Genomic DNA, 15,994 nt, shown 5'->3' on the forward strand with positions numbered 1-15,994 from the left:
AGGTTTTTCTTATTTATCGGATGGAAATTTTATAGGAACGCAGCCATGTATCCACCTGTGCCAAATAGGCGAATAGTTGAGGACCTGTCATTAACTGACCAAACCATGGAAGGTCGAAATCATTCGTCTCCGAGCTGGCAAGTGCACGGATTTTCTTGACATCAATGAAAGGAAGTAAGGGTGAGCTGGGGTCATCCAGAATTTCCAACACCCATTTTCTCACAGCTGCCAAATAATTAGGATTGTGTGTCTTTGGATAAGGACTCTTCTTGCGAGTGAGCACATCCTCAGGAAGAACACCTTTGAGCGCTTTGCGCAAAATGCCTTTCTCCCGATCACCGGATGTTTTGATTTCCCAGGGAATGTTCCAGACATACTCGACAAGACGGTGATCACAGAAAGGGACGCGAACTTCAAGTCCGACGGCCATACTCATACGATCCTTTCGATCGAGAAGTGTCGGCATGAACCGGGTAATGTTCAAGTAAGACATTTCCCGCATACGGTTTTGCTGCTGTGTTTCCCCAGCTAACCGCGGCACTTCGCTGAGCGCTTGCTGGTATCGATTACTGACATACTCGACGGGTTTGATCCAATCCACAAGATCTGGAGCCAGCAGGTCGACGCGATTGTTCAGTTTCAAAGACCAAGGGAACGTACCCGCAGCCAACGCTTCTTCGTTATGGAACCAGGGATATCCGCCGAATATTTCGTCAGCTGCTTCGCCGGAAATCGCAACCGTCGCTTCTTTTTTGATCTCACGACAAAATAAATAAAGAGACCCATCAACATCAGCCATTCCTGGTGTATCGCGGGCAAATACGGCAGTTTTCAGAGATTCCACAAGCTCGGGTGTGTCGAATTCAATATAGTGATGCTCAGTTCCTAGATGCTCCGTCATCCGTTTAATCCAAGGTGCGTCTGAATTTGGCTGAAAGATGTTGGCTTTAAAATGCTTGTCGTTATCTTTGTAATCAACGGAAAAAGTATGCAAAGCGCCTTGCCCGCTTTCCTTGTAGTGAGCAGAGGCAAGTGCCGTAAGCGCACTAGAGTCAAGACCACCTGATAGAAGGGTACAGATGGGAACATCAGACACAAGTTGGCGCTGGGATGTATCTCTAAGCAGTTGCTGAACTTGCAATGCCGTAGCAGCGATATCGTCGGAGTGCTGGTGGCTTTCGAGCTTCCAATACGTGCGAATGGATAAGCCATTGCGGTCAAAAACAGCGCATTGACCTGGTTTGAGCTCAGACATGTTGCGATAAATCCCATGACCAGGTGTGCGAGCCGGACCTACTGCGAAGATTTCAGCCAAGCCTTCCGCACCGACCTCTGCTTGAAAGTCGGGGTGTGCGAGTATGGCTTTTGGCTCTGAGCCGAATAGAAGCACACTATTTTGATGAGAATAAAAAAGCGGCTTTACACCGAGCCGATCTCTGACCAAATAAAGAGATTGTTCCTGATCATTCCAAGCCGCGAAAGCGAAAATGCCATTAAGTCGATCTACACAGGCTCTCCCCCATTCAATAAAGGCAACAAGCAGCACCTCTGTATCACAGGTCGTGCGGAAATGATGCCCACGAAGTTCGAGTTCCTTTTTGAGTTCAGGGGCGTTATAGAGTTCGCCATTATATACGATCGTATACGTGTAGTCTCCTTGTTTCCGTACCATAGGCTGAGCGCCGTTTTCCGGATCCATTACACTAAGACGTCGATGGCCGAGGGCACAATGCTGTGAAATCCAAGTACCAGAAGCATCAGGTCCACGCAAATGGAGCGTTTCCGTCATATTTTCTAGAATGGACGGGTACCCGGTCAAGTCTTTCCGCCAATCTATCCAACCCGTTATTCCGCACATAGACGTTCCTTCCTTTCCTTATAAAGAGAGCATGATGATAAAAGGTATGCAAACTGAAGGCATATAATGTCTGTCCAGGAATGGGATGGACGCAGTCAACCGGACGGATTTTGTGTTTTGTAGACAGGCCTGATACAATAAATCCAATTCTTACTTACTAAATGACAAAGGTGATGACCATGAAAAAGAAACACTCCAAAGCACAAATTGACTATTTGGCCTCAAGAGAACACTTCCTGCAAATCAGTAACCAAGCCGATAAACGAATTGCGGAATTAAAAGAAGAAGGTAAAGAAGTTGGGCAAGCGGAAATGGAAGAAATTATTGAGCGTGTCGGCTTGCATCGTGCTTACAATGAACTTACCCAAGCGGAGAATGTCTTGATTAACTGGACACAAACGGCTATCAAAACCGAACCGGAATTTATTCAAAATCGCGCTAATTTTGAGGGATTATACGAAAAAGTCAAAACAGATGCAGAAGCAAGAGGCGCGATTCTTAATCTTGCCATGCGTTTAAATTTAGAGCTTGCGTGACATTCTAAAGGGGTAGTGCCATTCTTTCTTCAGGAGGCGAATGCTCATGGATAGTCATTTCATTAGCAAGCTGCACGACAAGCAGAGGAAAGCCGCGAAGAACTTCAGGACTCAAGGTGACGGTCAGCCAGGCAGTAATTTGCCGCACAAGAAGCACTAAAGTCTAATGGCACCATCAAGAGCCTGTAGGGAGATTTCCTTACAGGCTTTTGCTTTTGTGTTCCCTTTGCCTTCGTCCCTTATGGGTATTTTATACAGCATATTTGGTGCGGTATCTCTCCATACTAATCAAGTGATCATTATTTCAACTCACAGGAGGATGAATCCTATCATGAGCAAAAAGAAAAGTATGGACCAGCGGACACAAAGCACAATCGATCATTCGAAGCAATCTTCTCGCATACAGTCCAATCTGGATTCAACAGAACCTGGGCATCATCAGCCGAATCGTCCTTCCGTTTGAATGAGTGATTTGTATTCGTAAATACAGCTTCCGATGAAGTCCCTACCATTTGGTGGGGGTTTTTCCTTGTATGTAGATAGAGTTATAAGGTATGATGATTGAGTTTAAAAGATTTGAATAAGCTCATGCAATTTCATATTCGAAATAGGTGCTTACATCCGCTTTCCAATCGCAGAGTAAGCTTAAAAGGGAAGATCGGTTAGAAGCCGACGCGGTCCCGCCACTGTAACAGAGGAGTCAACGTCTCTATGCCACTGATCGACTAGATTGGGAAGGCTGACGTTCGATGAAGATCCTGAAGCCAGGAGACCTGCCTATTTCAGCAGCACATTATATACCTACGGGAGATAGGGAGGTGTTCTTATGAGTACGTGGGATCTATCCACAGTCCAACATCATGTACTTATTTGTAACGGGGGATCTTGCCTGAAACATTCAGGAGATGAAACAACACTAGCCATTCGAGATGAAATTTCGAAGCATGGAGCCGAGCATCTTATACATACTACGCGGACTCGATGTAATGGCCGCTGTCAGGATGCAGGTGTCGTCACCGTTTATCCGCAAGGGATTTGGTACAAGGAAATGACACCAGAGACGGGGAGAAGGCTTGTTAGAGAACATTTACTAGAGGGGAAACCGCTCAAGGAACATATGACTTATGATTTTGAGGAACGCTTTGTGCCAACCGGAAAAGGGAATACGGGCATAAGTCGCCTACAAAGTAAATAAATAAGTATTGGCTTAATAGAGCAGAAGAGGTTGATCATCCAGTAGGATGATAACTTTCTAATGCTCTATCTGTTAATAGGGAAGGTTTCGTTGCCTAATTTCTAGCTGCGATAATTATATGGACATAGGATTGGATAAATATAGATTTGAAAAATTATCAACGAAGCGTACTTTTTTACATACGATCTTGATGAAAGATTTTTTTTAAAAAAAGCCGTCATGATAGGCGACTAAGATTGCATGAATAAAGCACTTCTGATTGACACAAAAACTGTTGGAAATACTGTTTCGTTATTGTATTGATATTATATTTTCAGACAACAAAAAAGATCGCGATTTCTCGCGATCCTTTTGTCTTGCATGAACGTCCCAGGAGGGATTCGAACCCCCGACCGCACGCTTAGAAGGCGTGTGCTCTATCCAGCTGAGCTACTGAGACATAAACCTCTTCTTACCTAGCGGAATGAATCCGTTTAGCGAAGCGAGAGTTAATATATCATATCGTTTTATAGGAAGTCAACCCTCTATTCATAATTATTTTGCAATCACTCTGACAATCAAGTAAACTGTCTCCAGCGAGACCATGATTTCTGAGGTGATCATCATAACAGACCCATCCATCAATAACTTAATTCTTTTTCCGAAAACAGAGCAATATTACGAAGAGGAACTGACTCGGTTTCTAAAAACAGAGCAGTATAGTGATGCGCTTCAACTGCTAACTTTTCTACTGCAATTTCCTACAGTAGACCCTCATAAAGCCGAACAATGGGAAGCTCTGCGGAACTGGCTGTATACCATGTATCCGGAATCCATGTTCCCCATGACGCCGCCAATGGAAGAGGACCTAGAGGAAGAAACAGATTTATTACGGCAATACATACAAGAAAAGACAGCCGATGATGGGGCCTTTGCGCTTAAGCTTCTGAATATGCTGAAAGACGGTACGTTGGAGCAGCAAGTCAACGCCCTTGAACAATTGGCGTTCATCGATCAATCTGACGTAAGCCAGCGTGTAAAAGAGTGGTTGTGTGAGAAGCCGCGGCACCCTCACATTCAGTTCAAAGCTTTGCAGGCGCTTAAACAGATGGGTGAGCGAGGATTTATCGAATTCCCCAAGAATGGGGAAAAGATCCTGGTCGAGATCGAAGAGACACCGATGTGTCCGGAGGATTTCCCATCACGTATTCGTGATATGATTCGCAGAGTCGGGGACATTAGTGAAATTAGCCAACCTGATTTTGTTTATTTTGCCAAACAAACCTGGCAGGAATTTCTAGCCTATGCCTATGGGACTTCGATCTATACTGATCTACAGAATGCGGAAGAAGGTGCTGTAGATGTGTGGGCATCTGCCCTGCATGCTATTCTTCAGGAGAAATTGTTTGGTACGGTGAATCGTGAAGAATTACTAGAAAATTACGGGATTGTCGATTCCATGAAGCTTCAGTGGAAACGAGCTAATCTGGTGCTGCAAGCGTTTGTGAAGCAGTTTAATCCGGATCCATCATAAGGCAAGAAGTGCTGCCTTGAAATGAAAATCTTATATGGTATAATAGAATGGTTGTAATGAGCGTAACGTGAAAATATGTCATCGTACATTTTTGGAGGGGAAAGCATAAAATGAAAGCAAGTTGGGAAAAAATAGAGAAGAACGTAGGCGTTCTTGAAGTGGAAGTTGGCGCAGAGCGCGTAGCAGATGCTTTGGATAAAGCATTTAAAAAGGTATCCGCGAAAGTGAATGTTCCAGGATTCCGTAAAGGGAAAGTACCTCGTTCTATCTTTGAAGCTAAATTTGGTGTAGAAAGCTTGTATCAAGATGCTTTAGATATCATTTTGCCAGAAGTTTATGTGGAAGCGATTGAAGAGGTTAAAATCGAGCCTGTTGATCGTCCTGAAGTAGACGTTGAGCAATTCGGCAAAGGACAAGTGCTGAAGTTCAAAGCAAAAGTTACTGTTAAGCCTGAAGTAACTCTTGGCGAATACAAAGGTATCGAAGTTGAAGCTGCTAGTGCAGTTGTAACGGATGAAGAATTGAATGAAGAGCTTACTCGTTTGCAACAGCGTCATGCTGAATTGGTTGTTCTTGAAGAAGGACAAGCAGCAAATGGTGACGTCGTTGTCCTTGATTTCGAAGGATTCGTTGATGGAGAAGCATTCGAAGGCGGCAAAGCGGAGAAATACTCCCTTGAGCTTGGTTCCAACTCCTTCATTCCAGGTTTCGAAGATCAGCTCGTAGGACTTGGTAAAGGCGAAGAGAAAGATGTTAATGTTAGCTTCCCTGAAAACTACCACTCCGAAGATTTGAAAGGTAAAGCGGCTGTGTTTAAAGTGAAAATTCACGACATTAAACGCAAGAACTTGCCAGAGCTTGATGATGAATTTGCTAAAGACGTGAGCGAGTACGATACACTTGTAGAGTACAAAGAAGAGTTGAAAAAACGTCTTCAAGAGCGCAAAGAAAAAGATTCAGAGGCTGCTCTGGAAACAGCTGTTGTTGAAAAAGCTGCAGCTAACGCTGAAGTTGAAATTCCAGCTTCCATGGTAGAAGCAGAGCTAGATGTTATGGTGAAGGAATTCGAAAGACGTCTTCGCTCCCAAGGCATGACGCTTGAGATCTACTTCCAGTTCTCCGGTCAAAACGAGAGCGTGCTGAAAGAACAAATGAGAGAAGATGCTGACAAGCGTGTTCGTAACAACCTTGTTCTTGAAGCCATCGCAGCTGCAGAAAAAATCACAGTTTCCGATGAAGAAGTTGACACGGAACTTGAGAAATATGCACAATCCTACCAAAAAACAACGGCAGAACTTCGTGAACTGTTTGCTTCAAACGGCAGCCTAGAAGGTCTGAGCAACGATCTTGTGATTAGAAAAACGGTTGACTTCTTGCTTGAAAATAGCAAGCATGTTTCCGCAGCAGTATAAATAAGGTAAGTAAAGGCACGTACGTAAGCAACGTGCCTTTCTTTTACCCTATTTTAGCCCCAAAACTGCCCAAGACCATAAGAAATACCCTCATACATAGCAGTTCTCTGAAAAAATGACTTTGCTGTGCAAACGTGTTAAACTGTATCTGAATCTCAATTGAGAGAACTTGGCTATTGCCGCAAAAGGAGTTGGTACAATGAGTCTTATTCCTATGGTTGTTGAACAAGAGGCTCGTGGGGAACGTTCTTACGATATCTACTCGCGTTTACTAAAGGACCGCATTATCTTCATTGGGAGCGCTATTGATGACGATGTGGCTAATTTGGTCATTGCCCAGCTGCTCTTTTTATCAGCTCAAGATCCTGACAAGGATATCCACTTATATATCAATTCACCAGGTGGATCTGTAACAGCTGGAATGGGTATCTTCGATACCATGCAGTTTATTAAACCAGATGTATCTACGATTTGTGTAGGTATGGCTGCAAGTATGGGCTCTTTGCTGTTAACAGCAGGTGCCAAAGGCAAGCGATACGCGCTGCCGAATGCAGAAGTAATGATTCACCAACCGCTCGGCGGTGTAAGAGGTCAAGCAACCGATATCAAAATCCACGCGGATTGGATTATCAAAACGAAGCAAAAACTCAACCAGATCTATGTGGACCGTACGGGACAGCCGCTTGAAAAGATCGAAAGAGACACCGACCGGGATAACTTTATGAGCGCTGAAGAAGCGAAGGCATATGGGTTAATCGACGAGGTTATCACTCGAAACGACTTGAAATAAAGGAGTGATCCCATGTTTAAATTTAACGATGAAAAAGGCCAACTCAAATGTTCCTTTTGTGGAAAATCCCAAGACCAAGTTCGCAAACTTGTTGCAGGTCCGGGAGTTTACATTTGTGATGAATGTATAGAGCTTTGCACGGAGATTGTGGAAGAAGAATTAGGACATGAAGAAGAGCTAGATCTGAAAGATGTTCCGAAACCAAAAGAAATTCGTAATATCTTGGATCAATACGTTATTGGGCAAGAACAAGCGAAAAAATCATTGGCTGTAGCGGTTTATAATCACTACAAACGGATCAACTCGCAAAACAAGCTCGAAGATGTTGAGCTTCAAAAAAGTAATATCGTCCTTTTAGGACCAACAGGAAGCGGTAAAACGTTGCTTGCGCAAACGCTCGCCAAAATTTTAAATGTTCCTTTCGCGATCGCTGATGCCACTTCGTTGACAGAAGCTGGTTATGTGGGCGAAGATGTGGAGAACATTTTGCTTAAATTGATTCAAGCAGCCGATTATGATGTAGAAAAAGCCGAACGCGGCATTATCTATATCGATGAGATCGATAAAGTGGCACGTAAATCCGAGAACCCGTCTATTACAAGAGACGTTTCCGGCGAAGGCGTTCAACAAGCTTTGCTCAAAATTCTTGAAGGCACAGTTGCCTCTGTTCCTCCGCAAGGTGGACGTAAGCATCCGCACCAAGAATTCATTCAAATTGATACAACCAATATTCTGTTTATTTGCGGTGGAGCTTTCGATGGCCTTGAGCAAATTATCAAACGCAGAATTGGTAAAAAAGTAATTGGCTTTAGCACCGATGGGGCTAAAGTTGATTTGAAACCAGGCGAGTACTTATCCATGGTGCTCCCGGAAGATCTCTTGCGATTCGGATTAATCCCGGAATTCGTAGGTCGTCTACCGGTCATCTCCACACTAGAGCCGCTGGATGAAGCAGCACTTGTGCGTATTCTTTCCGAGCCTAAGAACGCGCTCGTTAAGCAGTACCAGAAGATGCTCGAGATGGATAATGTATCCCTCGAATTCGACGCAGAGGCACTTGATGCTATTGCCAAAGAAGCAATCAAACGTAATACTGGCGCGCGCGGTCTGAGAGCCATCATTGAAAGCATTATGCTTGATGTGATGTTCGAAGTCCCTTCGAGAACAGACGTCACGACATGTGTGGTATCTAAGGAAACGGTTCAGAACAAGATCACTCCTGTTTTGACGACCAAAGATGGCGCGCAGGCGACTGGTAAGAAGAAAGAAGAAAGTGCGTAACCCATAATTTCACAAATTACACACAGCCTCCAATCCGATTCCCTGCTACTGGGAATTGGAGCGGAGGATGTTTGGTGTCATGGGGAGAGAAACCATAATGTTCCATAGAAAAGATACGCGAGCTGTTCGTGTAGGCGATTTAACGATCGGTGGCAGCAATGAAGTCATCATGCAAAGTATGTGTACTACGAAGACAGCAGATGTGAAGGCGACTGTGGCTGAAATTCTTCGTTTGGAAGAAGCAGGCTGCCAAATCGTTCGTGTCACTGTTAACAATAAGGAAGCCGCTGAAGCAATTAAAGAAATCAAAAAACAAATTCATATTCCACTCGTTGCGGATATTCATTTTGACCATCGCTTAGCCCTTGCTGCTATCGAGAATGGCATTGATAAAGTGCGTATCAATCCAGGTAATATCGGCCGCCGCGAGAAGGTAGAAGCGGTCGTTAAAGCTTGTAAGGAACGTGGCATTCCAATTCGCATTGGGGTCAATGCTGGCTCATTAGAGAATCATCTTCTCGAAAAGTATGGGTACCCAACACCTGAAGCTATGGTAGAAAGTGCTTTGTTCCACATTAACATTCTGGAAGAGCTTGATTTTCATGATATAATCGTTTCCCTCAAAGCTTCCGATGTTCCTATGGCGATTGCAGCTTATTCCCAAGCGGCGAAAGCATTCAACTACCCGCTTCACCTCGGGATTACTGAGGCTGGAACGCTCTTTACAGGGGCTGTGAAGAGTGCGGCAGGAATTGGTACGCTCCTTAACATGGGACTCGGTAACACTCTCCGTATCTCTCTTAGCGCGGATCCTGTTGAAGAGATTAAAGTAGCTCGTGAGCTGCTGAAAACGTTCGGATTGATTACTAATGCTGCAACGCTTGTTTCTTGTCCCACTTGTGGCCGCTTGGATATCGATTTGTTCTCGATAGCTAACGAAGTTGAGGACTATATTGCAAAGATCAAAGTACCGATTAAAGTATCTGTACTTGGCTGTGCAGTGAATGGTCCAGGGGAAGCACGTGAAGCTGACATCGGTATTGCAGGTGCACGTGGTGAAGGTATGCTTTTCCGTTATGGGGAAATGATTCGTAAAGTTCCTGAAGCAGAATTGCTAGCTGAGCTTAAAAAAGAAATTGATATCATCGTAGATTCATATGAAAAAACGGGTGTTATTCCAGGACGCAAGCACTAATTGCCTATATGTTAAAAAAGTTAGCCGTTAAAGGTGCCTCGGGTGAGGTGCTTTAACGGTTTTTTTGTGTACCAAAGCCGTTTATTCCTTATACGCATATTTGTAGCGAAAGAGAAGCATAATGAGTAAAACTGGAAAGCATGTTCATTTGAAGGAAGTTTTTCTAACGATTACATGAAAACAAGGAGATGCTTTGAATTTGCTAAGCAAGTATAGGACTGCTCGTCACATTACCCTAACGGTAATCGTAGGGATTTTTTTGCTTCTTTTACCTTGGCATACGGATGCTTCAGATGCGGCAATGCCTGCACAGCATGCAGCTGAGATCAAGACGAAGAAGGTGGCCATTGTCATTGATGACTTTGGTAATAACATGGATGGCACCAAAGAGATGATGGATCTACCCATCCCTTTCACTGTCGCTGTCATGCCTTTCCTGCCCTCTTCCAAGCAAGACGCGCAATTAGCACACGATAAGGGGCATGAAGTCATTCTACACCTTCCTATGGAGCCTGTGCGGGGCAAGAAGAGCTGGTTAGGTCCAGGAGCCATTACTACCGATTTATCGAATGATGAGATTCACAAACGGATCGTAGCGGCAATTGAAGATGTTCCCTATGTAATAGGAATTAATAATCATATGGGATCCAAGGCTACTGCCGATGAGAGAGTAATGAAAATTCTTATTGATATCTGCAAAGAGAAAAATCTCATTTTATTAGATAGCCGTACGACGCCAAAAAGCCTAATCGGCAAGTTGGCGGGGCAAAATGGAGTTCCTTATTCTGAGAATCAACTTTTCTTCGATGATCTTTACACGTACAGTCACATCAGCAACCAAATGGTGAAGTTTAAAAAGTTAATCCATCAACGAGACGTGGTCATCGCGATCGGACATGTGGGTCCACCAGGGAAAAAAACAGCCCAAGTCATCAAAGAGGCTATTCCGGCCATTCAAAAGGAAGCTACCTTTGTTCCGATTTCACAAACAATGAAGCTAAATACTAATTAGGATGAATCATGGCAAAGTATTGATCTATAGCCTGAGTAATGGCTTTTGCTAGCTTGGCTTGATGATGAGAATCACTCAGCAGCTTGCGGTCTGCTTTATTAGAAATAAATCCTAATTCAACGATGACAGCTGGGCATTTCGTATGCTTAAGAACATAATACTTTTTACCAAGAACAGGAAGTTCTTCCGTACCATAAATATGATTCAGGTTTTCCTGTAAAAGTTGAGCAAGCAAAATGCTTTCCGATTGATTTTGATAAATGACAAGTGGTCCTCTTCGATCGGATTTGCGGGACCAATTAATATGCATGCTTAGCATCATTTTGGGTTTAATGGTATTAGCGATTCCGGAGCGCTGCGCTAAATCTTTGCGGTGTCTTCCGCCGAAAGACCACTTGTTATCCTCGCTTAAAGCGTAGTCCTCTGTCCTATTGATGATGACGCGATAGCCTCTTTTCTTCAATAGCTTATATGTTTTTTTGGAGATGGCTAAATTCATATCTTTTTCTAGATATTTACCGTGCAAAGCACCGCTGTCTATGCCTCCATGCCCAACGTCAATAATGATATCAGCACTAGGCAGTAGGGGATCATTCACCAACGCGGATGCATCAGAGGTCTTACAAAGACAGAGGAAAACAAGTAGAATCATTAAAATTTGCTTCAACCGAACCACGTCCTTTTGCATGAATATCTACTCTTATCCTTCTTCTGTAAGGGGGCTATCATACGTCACGCAAAAGTTTGCATGTATTGGATTAACCTTCTTTTTCACGGGAATAATGGAAGCTATGACAAAAGTATGAGTGCCAAAGCAAAGCTCAGCTTATGCTTACGAAGACAGTTTTCTAGCGAAAACTCAGCCAATGCTTACGATGAAAGTTTTGTTAAAGCAAAACTCTTAGGAGGTTATGACAAATGAGTTTAAGTATTATTCTTATGGTAATTCAAGTTTTCTTTGCCGTTGTGATTGGGTTGTATTTCTGGAATTTGCTGCGTAATCAACAGACGAACCGGTCTGCTGTCGATAGAGAGTCCAGGAAAGAATTGGAGAAATTAAGAAAGCTGAGATCCATTTCACTAACAAAACCGCTTTCAGAGAAAACAAGACCGTCCTCTATGCAGGATATCGTTGGCCAGGTAGAAGGACTGAAAGCCCTAAAAGCTGCGCTATGCGGACCCAATCCTCAGCATGTCATTATTTATGGCCCCCCTGGGGTTGGTAAAACGGCTGCTGCTCGTGTTGTTTTAGAAGAAGCTAAGAAAAATCAGGAATCACCCTTCCGTCCGGACTCCAAATTTACAGAGATCGATGCTACGACAGCACGCTTTGACGAAAGAGGAATTGCCGATCCGTTGATTGGTTCGGTTCATGACCCTATTTATCAAGGTGCTGGTGCAATGGGGGTTGCGGGGATTCCACAGCCTAAGCCAGGTGCCGTAACAAAGGCGCACGGCGGCATTTTATTTATCGATGAGATTGGTGAATTACACCCCACTCAGATGAACAAATTATTAAAGGTGCTGGAAGATCGTAAAGTATTTCTGGAAAGCGCGTATTATAGCTCCGAGGATACGAATATTCCAGGCTATATTCATGATATATTTCAAAATGGTCTACCCGCTGATTTCCGTTTAGTAGGGGCTACAACACGTACACCTAGCGAGATTCCTCCAGCTATCCGTTCGCGCTGTTTGGAAATTTATTTCCGTCCTCTTTTACCGGATGAGGTTGGGGAAATTGCTCGGAAAGCCCTTGATAAGATTGGCTTCAAGAAATGTGAAGCTGCTGTTCAAGTTGTAACGAAATATGCAACCAACGGCAGAGAGGCTGTGAATGTGATTCAGCTTGCCGCGGGTATCGCCTTAACGGATAAGCGTGATGAGATCACGGCAGCCGATATTGAGTGGGTTGTCAATTCATCGCAAATCCCACCTAGACCAGAGCGGAAAATACCAGCACAACCACAAATTGGATTCGTCAATGGTTTAGCTGTGTATGGTCCTAATTTGGGTACACTACTTGAGATCGAAGTGACTGCAATACCAATTGCCGCTTCCGGTACTGGGAAATTTAATATTACGGGTGTTGTAGATGAAGAGGAAATGGGAGGAGGCTCTCGAACCATTCGCAGAAAGAGTATGGCGCGCGGATCTGTGGAAAATGTGCTGACAGTCCTTCGCAAACTTGGATTTAATACGTCAGATTATGATCTGCACATTAATTTCCCTGGCGGAGTGCCTATCGATGGACCTTCTGCAGGTATTTCCATGGCGACAGCTATTGCATCTGCGATACATAAAATACCTGTGGATAATAAATTGGCAATGACGGGTGAAATGAGTATCCATGGTAAAGTTAAGCCAGTTGGCGGCGTTGTAGCGAAGGTTGAAGCTGCATTCCAAGCGGGAGCTACTAAAGTCATTATCCCTAAAGAAAACTGGCAAGAAATGTTCGCCAATTTACCGGGTGTAGAGGTGCTTGCTGCTGACTCAATCGAAGAAGTGCTGGAAGTTGCGTTAGGCTTAGAGCTACACGATAATGTGATTCACTTGCCTTTTGCTACAGAAAGGGCGATTCCAGCTTCGTCTTTACCCATTTTACATGCAAATTCACAACATACAATTGACTCATAGAATTGCCTGAAAGAAACCTTACATGATGAGTCAGGGTGCTAGTTGGTGTTTTGTTTGCAGTTTTGATAAAATGTAAAGGGCATCGAGGATATAGAAATATGTTCCAAGAAGCGGAGAGACTTTGAACTCCGTTCAAAGATCCAAAACTGAGAGACTTTGAGCACTGCTCAAAGATCCCTATAAATGGAGGTGCAGAGGATGGGACCCGGAAAAATCAAGGTGCGCAGATTGCCGCTATTGCCTCTTAGGGGACTGCTGGTTTATCCGAGCATGGTTCTACATCTGGATGTAGGGCGAGAAAAGTCGGTTAAAGCACTCGAGCGGGCAATGGTGGATGACAGCATGATTCTCCTCTGCTCTCAATCAGAGATCAACATAGAAGAACCTGCCAAAGAGGATATTTATCGCATTGGGACAATTGCTAAGGTACGGCAAATGCTGAAACTGCCGAATGGAACCATTCGTGTCTTGGTAGAAGGCGTTTTGCGTGCTGAGATTGTTGAATACCTTGTAAATGATGAATATTATGAAGTCACGGCTAAGGAATTACCAGAGCAAGAGATCACCGATCCTGAGATTGATGCGCTCATGCGAAGTGTACTCAGCCAATTCGAGCATTACATTAATTTATCTAAAAAGGTTACACCAGAAACGCTTGCTGCTGTATCGGACATTGATGAACCAGGCCGTTTAGCAGATGTCATATGCAGCCATTTATCGCTCAAAATTAAGGATAAACAAGAGATTCTGGAGACCGTAGATGTACGTGAGCGTCTCGAGAAAATGCTCAATATCTTAAATAATGAGCGAGAAGTGCTTGAACTCGAACGTAAAATTAGTCAACGTGTTAAGAAACAAATGGAAAAAACGCAGAAGGAATACTACCTTCGCGAGCAGATGAAAGCCATCCAGAAGGAACTTGGCGATAAGGAAGGCCGTGCTGGTGAAGTAGATGACCTGCGCAACCAGTTGACGGAAGCTGAATTGCCAGAGAAAGTCCGCGAGAAGGTTGAGAAGGAAATCGACCGTTTAGAGAAGATGCCGGCGACTTCGGCCGAGGGAGGCGTCATCCGCAACTATATTGATTGGCTGCTAGGACTGCCATGGTCCAAAAACACGGACGATGACTTGGATTTGGATAAAGCCGAGGAGATCTTGAACGAGGATCACTTCGGGCTTGATAAGCCAAAGGAACGCGTACTTGAGTATCTAGCGGTACAGAAGCTTGTTAAGAAGCTGAAAGGACCTATCCTTTGTTTAGTTGGTCCTCCGGGCGTTGGTAAAACCTCCATTGCTCGTTCGATTGCCAGATCCATGGGAAGACAGTTCATTCGTATCTCGCTTGGCGGGGTCAGAGATGAAGCTGAGATTCGCGGCCATCGTCGTACGTATGTAGGGGCTATGCCGGGACGGATTATCCAGGGGATGAAGAACGCTGGAACGAATAATCCTGTTTTCTTGCTAGATGAAATTGATAAAATGGCAATGGATTTCCGCGGCGATCCGGCTTCGGCATTGCTTGAAGTTCTTGATCCCGAGCAGAATAGCACTTTTAGTGATCATTTCATTGAAGTTCCGTTTGACTTGTCCAATGTCATGTTCGTGACAACGGCGAATGCTGTTCACAATATTCCTCGCCCTCTGTTAGATCGGATGGAAGTTCTCTACATTCCTGGCTACACAGAGATTGAGAAGCTGCAAATTGCGAAAAAATATTTGCTGCCTAAGCAAAAGCGTGACCATGGTCTAGAAGAAGATCAACTTGTTGTGGATGAAGCTGCCTTAATGAAAATCGTTCGTGAATATACACGTGAAGCGGGCGTCCGTAATTTAGAGCAGCAGGTCGCAGGCATGAATCGCAAAGCAGCCAAAAAGATCGTATCCGACCCAACTACACCGGTACATGTAACGGAAGAAAACTTGAAGGACTATCTAGGACCGAGCAAATTCCGGTATAGTGTAGCAGAAGAGAAAGATCAAATAGGTGCTGTGACAGGCCTTGCTTGGACGGAAGTTGGCGGGGATACCCTAGTTATTGAGGTCACCGTTATGCCAGGAACAGGCAAATTGACTTTGACGGGTAAACTCGGTGATGTGATGAAGGAATCCGCACAAGCTGCTTTCAGTTATACACGCACGCGGGCTGATGTATTCGGCATTGCACCTGACTTTCATGAGAAGAATGATATCCACATTCACATCCCTGAAGGCGCCATTCCAAAGGATGGTCCATCCGCAGGAATAACGATGGCGACGGCATTGATCTCAGCGTTGACGAATATTCCAGTTTCCCGTATGGTAGCTATGACAGGTGAGATTACATTGCGCGGCCGAGTACTTCCAATCGGAGGACTCAAAGAAAAGGCGCTAGCTGCACATCGAGCTGGTATCCGTACGATTCTGCTGCCTCAGGATAATGAGAAAGACATCATCGAAATTCCAGAAAGTGTCCGTGCCGAGATGACCTTCATTCCAGTCAGCCATATGGATCAAGTGCTGGAACATGCGCTTGTCAAAAATAAGCCTCCCGTGCAAGTCGGATAACGATAGAAAGTAGTTGAACAT

14 protein-coding genes, 1 tRNA gene and 1 riboswitch are annotated in these 15,994 nt (G+C 44.3%); of the genes, 12 read left to right on the forward strand and 3 right to left on the reverse strand.

Annotated features, from left to right (window positions below; genetic code table 11):
• Window positions 1-13: 13 nt before the first annotated feature.
• Window positions 14-1,858, reverse strand: coding sequence for an asparagine synthase (glutamine-hydrolyzing) (asnB, locus tag NYR53_RS08635; protein ID WP_261304796.1), 1,845 nt, complete (start codon window positions 1,856-1,858; stop codon window positions 14-16).
• Window positions 1,859-2,037: 179 nt separating this feature from the next.
• Between asnB and NYR53_RS08640 the strand changes: the two genes are divergently transcribed.
• From NYR53_RS08640 to NYR53_RS08655, 4 genes are all read left to right on the forward strand, one after another.
• Complete coding sequence (locus NYR53_RS08640) at window positions 2,038-2,394, forward strand: hypothetical protein (RefSeq protein ID WP_261304797.1); 357 nt, start codon at window positions 2,038-2,040, stop codon at window positions 2,392-2,394.
• Window positions 2,395-2,440: 46 nt separating this feature from the next.
• Entirely contained in the window at window positions 2,441-2,554 is a 114-nt protein-coding gene (locus tag NYR53_RS08645) for a DUF4023 family protein (RefSeq protein WP_082562468.1), read from the forward strand.
• 171 nt (window positions 2,555-2,725) lie between these two features.
• Window positions 2,726-2,857 (forward strand): hypothetical protein, encoded by a 132-nt coding sequence (locus NYR53_RS08650; RefSeq protein WP_261304798.1) that lies wholly within the window; start codon window positions 2,726-2,728, stop codon window positions 2,855-2,857.
• Between the two features lie 129 nt (window positions 2,858-2,986).
• Window positions 2,987-3,189, forward strand: a riboswitch (cobalamin riboswitch).
• Window positions 3,190-3,220: 31 nt separating this feature from the next.
• Entirely contained in the window at window positions 3,221-3,589 is a 369-nt protein-coding gene (locus tag NYR53_RS08655) for a (2Fe-2S) ferredoxin domain-containing protein (protein ID WP_261304799.1), read from the forward strand.
• Window positions 3,590-3,954: 365 nt separating this feature from the next.
• Here NYR53_RS08655 and NYR53_RS08660 read toward each other — a convergent pair.
• Window positions 3,955-4,028: transfer RNA gene (locus NYR53_RS08660), tRNA-Arg, on the reverse strand.
• A gap of 144 nt (window positions 4,029-4,172) precedes the next feature.
• Here NYR53_RS08660 and NYR53_RS08665 point away from each other — a divergent pair.
• The 6 genes from NYR53_RS08665 (at window position 4,173) to NYR53_RS08690 (ending at window position 10,792) form a co-directional block, all read left to right on the forward strand.
• Window positions 4,173-5,102 (forward strand): hypothetical protein, encoded by a 930-nt coding sequence (locus tag NYR53_RS08665; protein ID WP_261304800.1) that lies wholly within the window; start codon window positions 4,173-4,175, stop codon window positions 5,100-5,102.
• Window positions 5,103-5,212: 110 nt separating this feature from the next.
• Window positions 5,213-6,514: a trigger factor gene (gene tig, locus NYR53_RS08670; protein WP_261304801.1), complete on the forward strand. Its 1,302-nt coding sequence runs from the start codon at window positions 5,213-5,215 to the stop codon at window positions 6,512-6,514.
• Window positions 6,515-6,713: 199 nt separating this feature from the next.
• The gene (clpP, locus tag NYR53_RS08675) at window positions 6,714-7,304 is read left to right on the forward strand and encodes an ATP-dependent Clp endopeptidase proteolytic subunit ClpP (RefSeq protein WP_029194632.1); all 591 of its coding nucleotides are present in this window, start codon (window positions 6,714-6,716) and stop codon (window positions 7,302-7,304) included.
• 12 nt (window positions 7,305-7,316) lie between these two features.
• Entirely contained in the window at window positions 7,317-8,585 is a 1,269-nt protein-coding gene (gene clpX / locus NYR53_RS08680) for an ATP-dependent protease ATP-binding subunit ClpX (RefSeq protein ID WP_261304802.1), read from the forward strand.
• Window positions 8,586-8,682: 97 nt separating this feature from the next.
• Window positions 8,683-9,780 (forward strand): flavodoxin-dependent (E)-4-hydroxy-3-methylbut-2-enyl-diphosphate synthase, encoded by a 1,098-nt coding sequence (gene ispG, locus NYR53_RS08685; RefSeq protein ID WP_029194634.1) that lies wholly within the window; start codon window positions 8,683-8,685, stop codon window positions 9,778-9,780.
• A gap of 301 nt (window positions 9,781-10,081) precedes the next feature.
• Window positions 10,082-10,792, forward strand: a complete 711-nt coding sequence (locus NYR53_RS08690) for a divergent polysaccharide deacetylase family protein (RefSeq protein WP_261306305.1) — start codon at window positions 10,082-10,084, stop codon at window positions 10,790-10,792.
• On the opposite strand, the gene NYR53_RS08695 is transcribed toward NYR53_RS08690, so the two are convergent.
• Window positions 10,785-11,480, reverse strand: coding sequence for an N-acetylmuramoyl-L-alanine amidase family protein (locus NYR53_RS08695; protein ID WP_261304803.1), 696 nt, complete (start codon window positions 11,478-11,480; stop codon window positions 10,785-10,787). The two genes, NYR53_RS08690 and NYR53_RS08695, sit on opposite strands and share 8 nt — an antisense overlap.
• 230 nt (window positions 11,481-11,710) lie before the next feature.
• On the opposite strand from NYR53_RS08695, the gene lonB reads away from it, so the two are divergent.
• Together lonB and lon are read left to right on the forward strand one after the other, a co-directional pair.
• Complete coding sequence (lonB, locus tag NYR53_RS08700) at window positions 11,711-13,429, forward strand: ATP-dependent protease LonB (protein ID WP_261304804.1); 1,719 nt, start codon at window positions 11,711-11,713, stop codon at window positions 13,427-13,429.
• Between the two features lie 198 nt (window positions 13,430-13,627).
• Window positions 13,628-15,973, forward strand: a complete 2,346-nt coding sequence (gene lon, locus NYR53_RS08705) for an endopeptidase La (protein ID WP_261304805.1) — start codon at window positions 13,628-13,630, stop codon at window positions 15,971-15,973.
• Window positions 15,974-15,994 lie beyond the last annotated feature (21 nt).

The organism is Paenibacillus andongensis (assembly GCF_025369935.1).
Lineage (GTDB): Bacteria > Bacillota > Bacilli > Paenibacillales > NBRC-103111 > Paenibacillus_E > Paenibacillus_E andongensis.

Excerpts from the sequence above, each read along its gene's own strand:
- asnB (WP_261304796.1), bottom strand. The coding sequence starts at position 1,858 with ATGTGCGGAATAACGGGTTGGATAGATTGGCGGAAAGACTTGACCGGG.
- NYR53_RS08640 (WP_261304797.1), top strand. The coding sequence starts at position 2,038 with ATGAAAAAGAAACACTCCAAAGCACAAATTGACTATTTGGCCTCAAGA.
- NYR53_RS08645 (WP_082562468.1), top strand. The coding sequence starts at position 2,441 with ATGGATAGTCATTTCATTAGCAAGCTGCACGACAAGCAGAGGAAAGCC.
- NYR53_RS08650 (WP_261304798.1), top strand. The coding sequence starts at position 2,726 with ATGAGCAAAAAGAAAAGTATGGACCAGCGGACACAAAGCACAATCGAT.
- NYR53_RS08655 (WP_261304799.1), top strand. The coding sequence starts at position 3,221 with ATGAGTACGTGGGATCTATCCACAGTCCAACATCATGTACTTATTTGT.
- NYR53_RS08665 (WP_261304800.1), top strand. The coding sequence starts at position 4,173 with ATGATTTCTGAGGTGATCATCATAACAGACCCATCCATCAATAACTTA.
- tig (WP_261304801.1), top strand. The coding sequence starts at position 5,213 with ATGAAAGCAAGTTGGGAAAAAATAGAGAAGAACGTAGGCGTTCTTGAA.
- clpP (WP_029194632.1), top strand. The coding sequence starts at position 6,714 with ATGAGTCTTATTCCTATGGTTGTTGAACAAGAGGCTCGTGGGGAACGT.
- clpX (WP_261304802.1), top strand. The coding sequence starts at position 7,317 with ATGTTTAAATTTAACGATGAAAAAGGCCAACTCAAATGTTCCTTTTGT.
- ispG (WP_029194634.1), top strand. The coding sequence starts at position 8,683 with ATGTTCCATAGAAAAGATACGCGAGCTGTTCGTGTAGGCGATTTAACG.
- NYR53_RS08690 (WP_261306305.1), top strand. The coding sequence starts at position 10,082 with ATGCCTGCACAGCATGCAGCTGAGATCAAGACGAAGAAGGTGGCCATT.
- NYR53_RS08695 (WP_261304803.1), bottom strand. The coding sequence starts at position 11,480 with ATGCAAAAGGACGTGGTTCGGTTGAAGCAAATTTTAATGATTCTACTT.
- lonB (WP_261304804.1), top strand. The coding sequence starts at position 11,711 with ATGAGTTTAAGTATTATTCTTATGGTAATTCAAGTTTTCTTTGCCGTT.
- lon (WP_261304805.1), top strand. The coding sequence starts at position 13,628 with ATGGGACCCGGAAAAATCAAGGTGCGCAGATTGCCGCTATTGCCTCTT.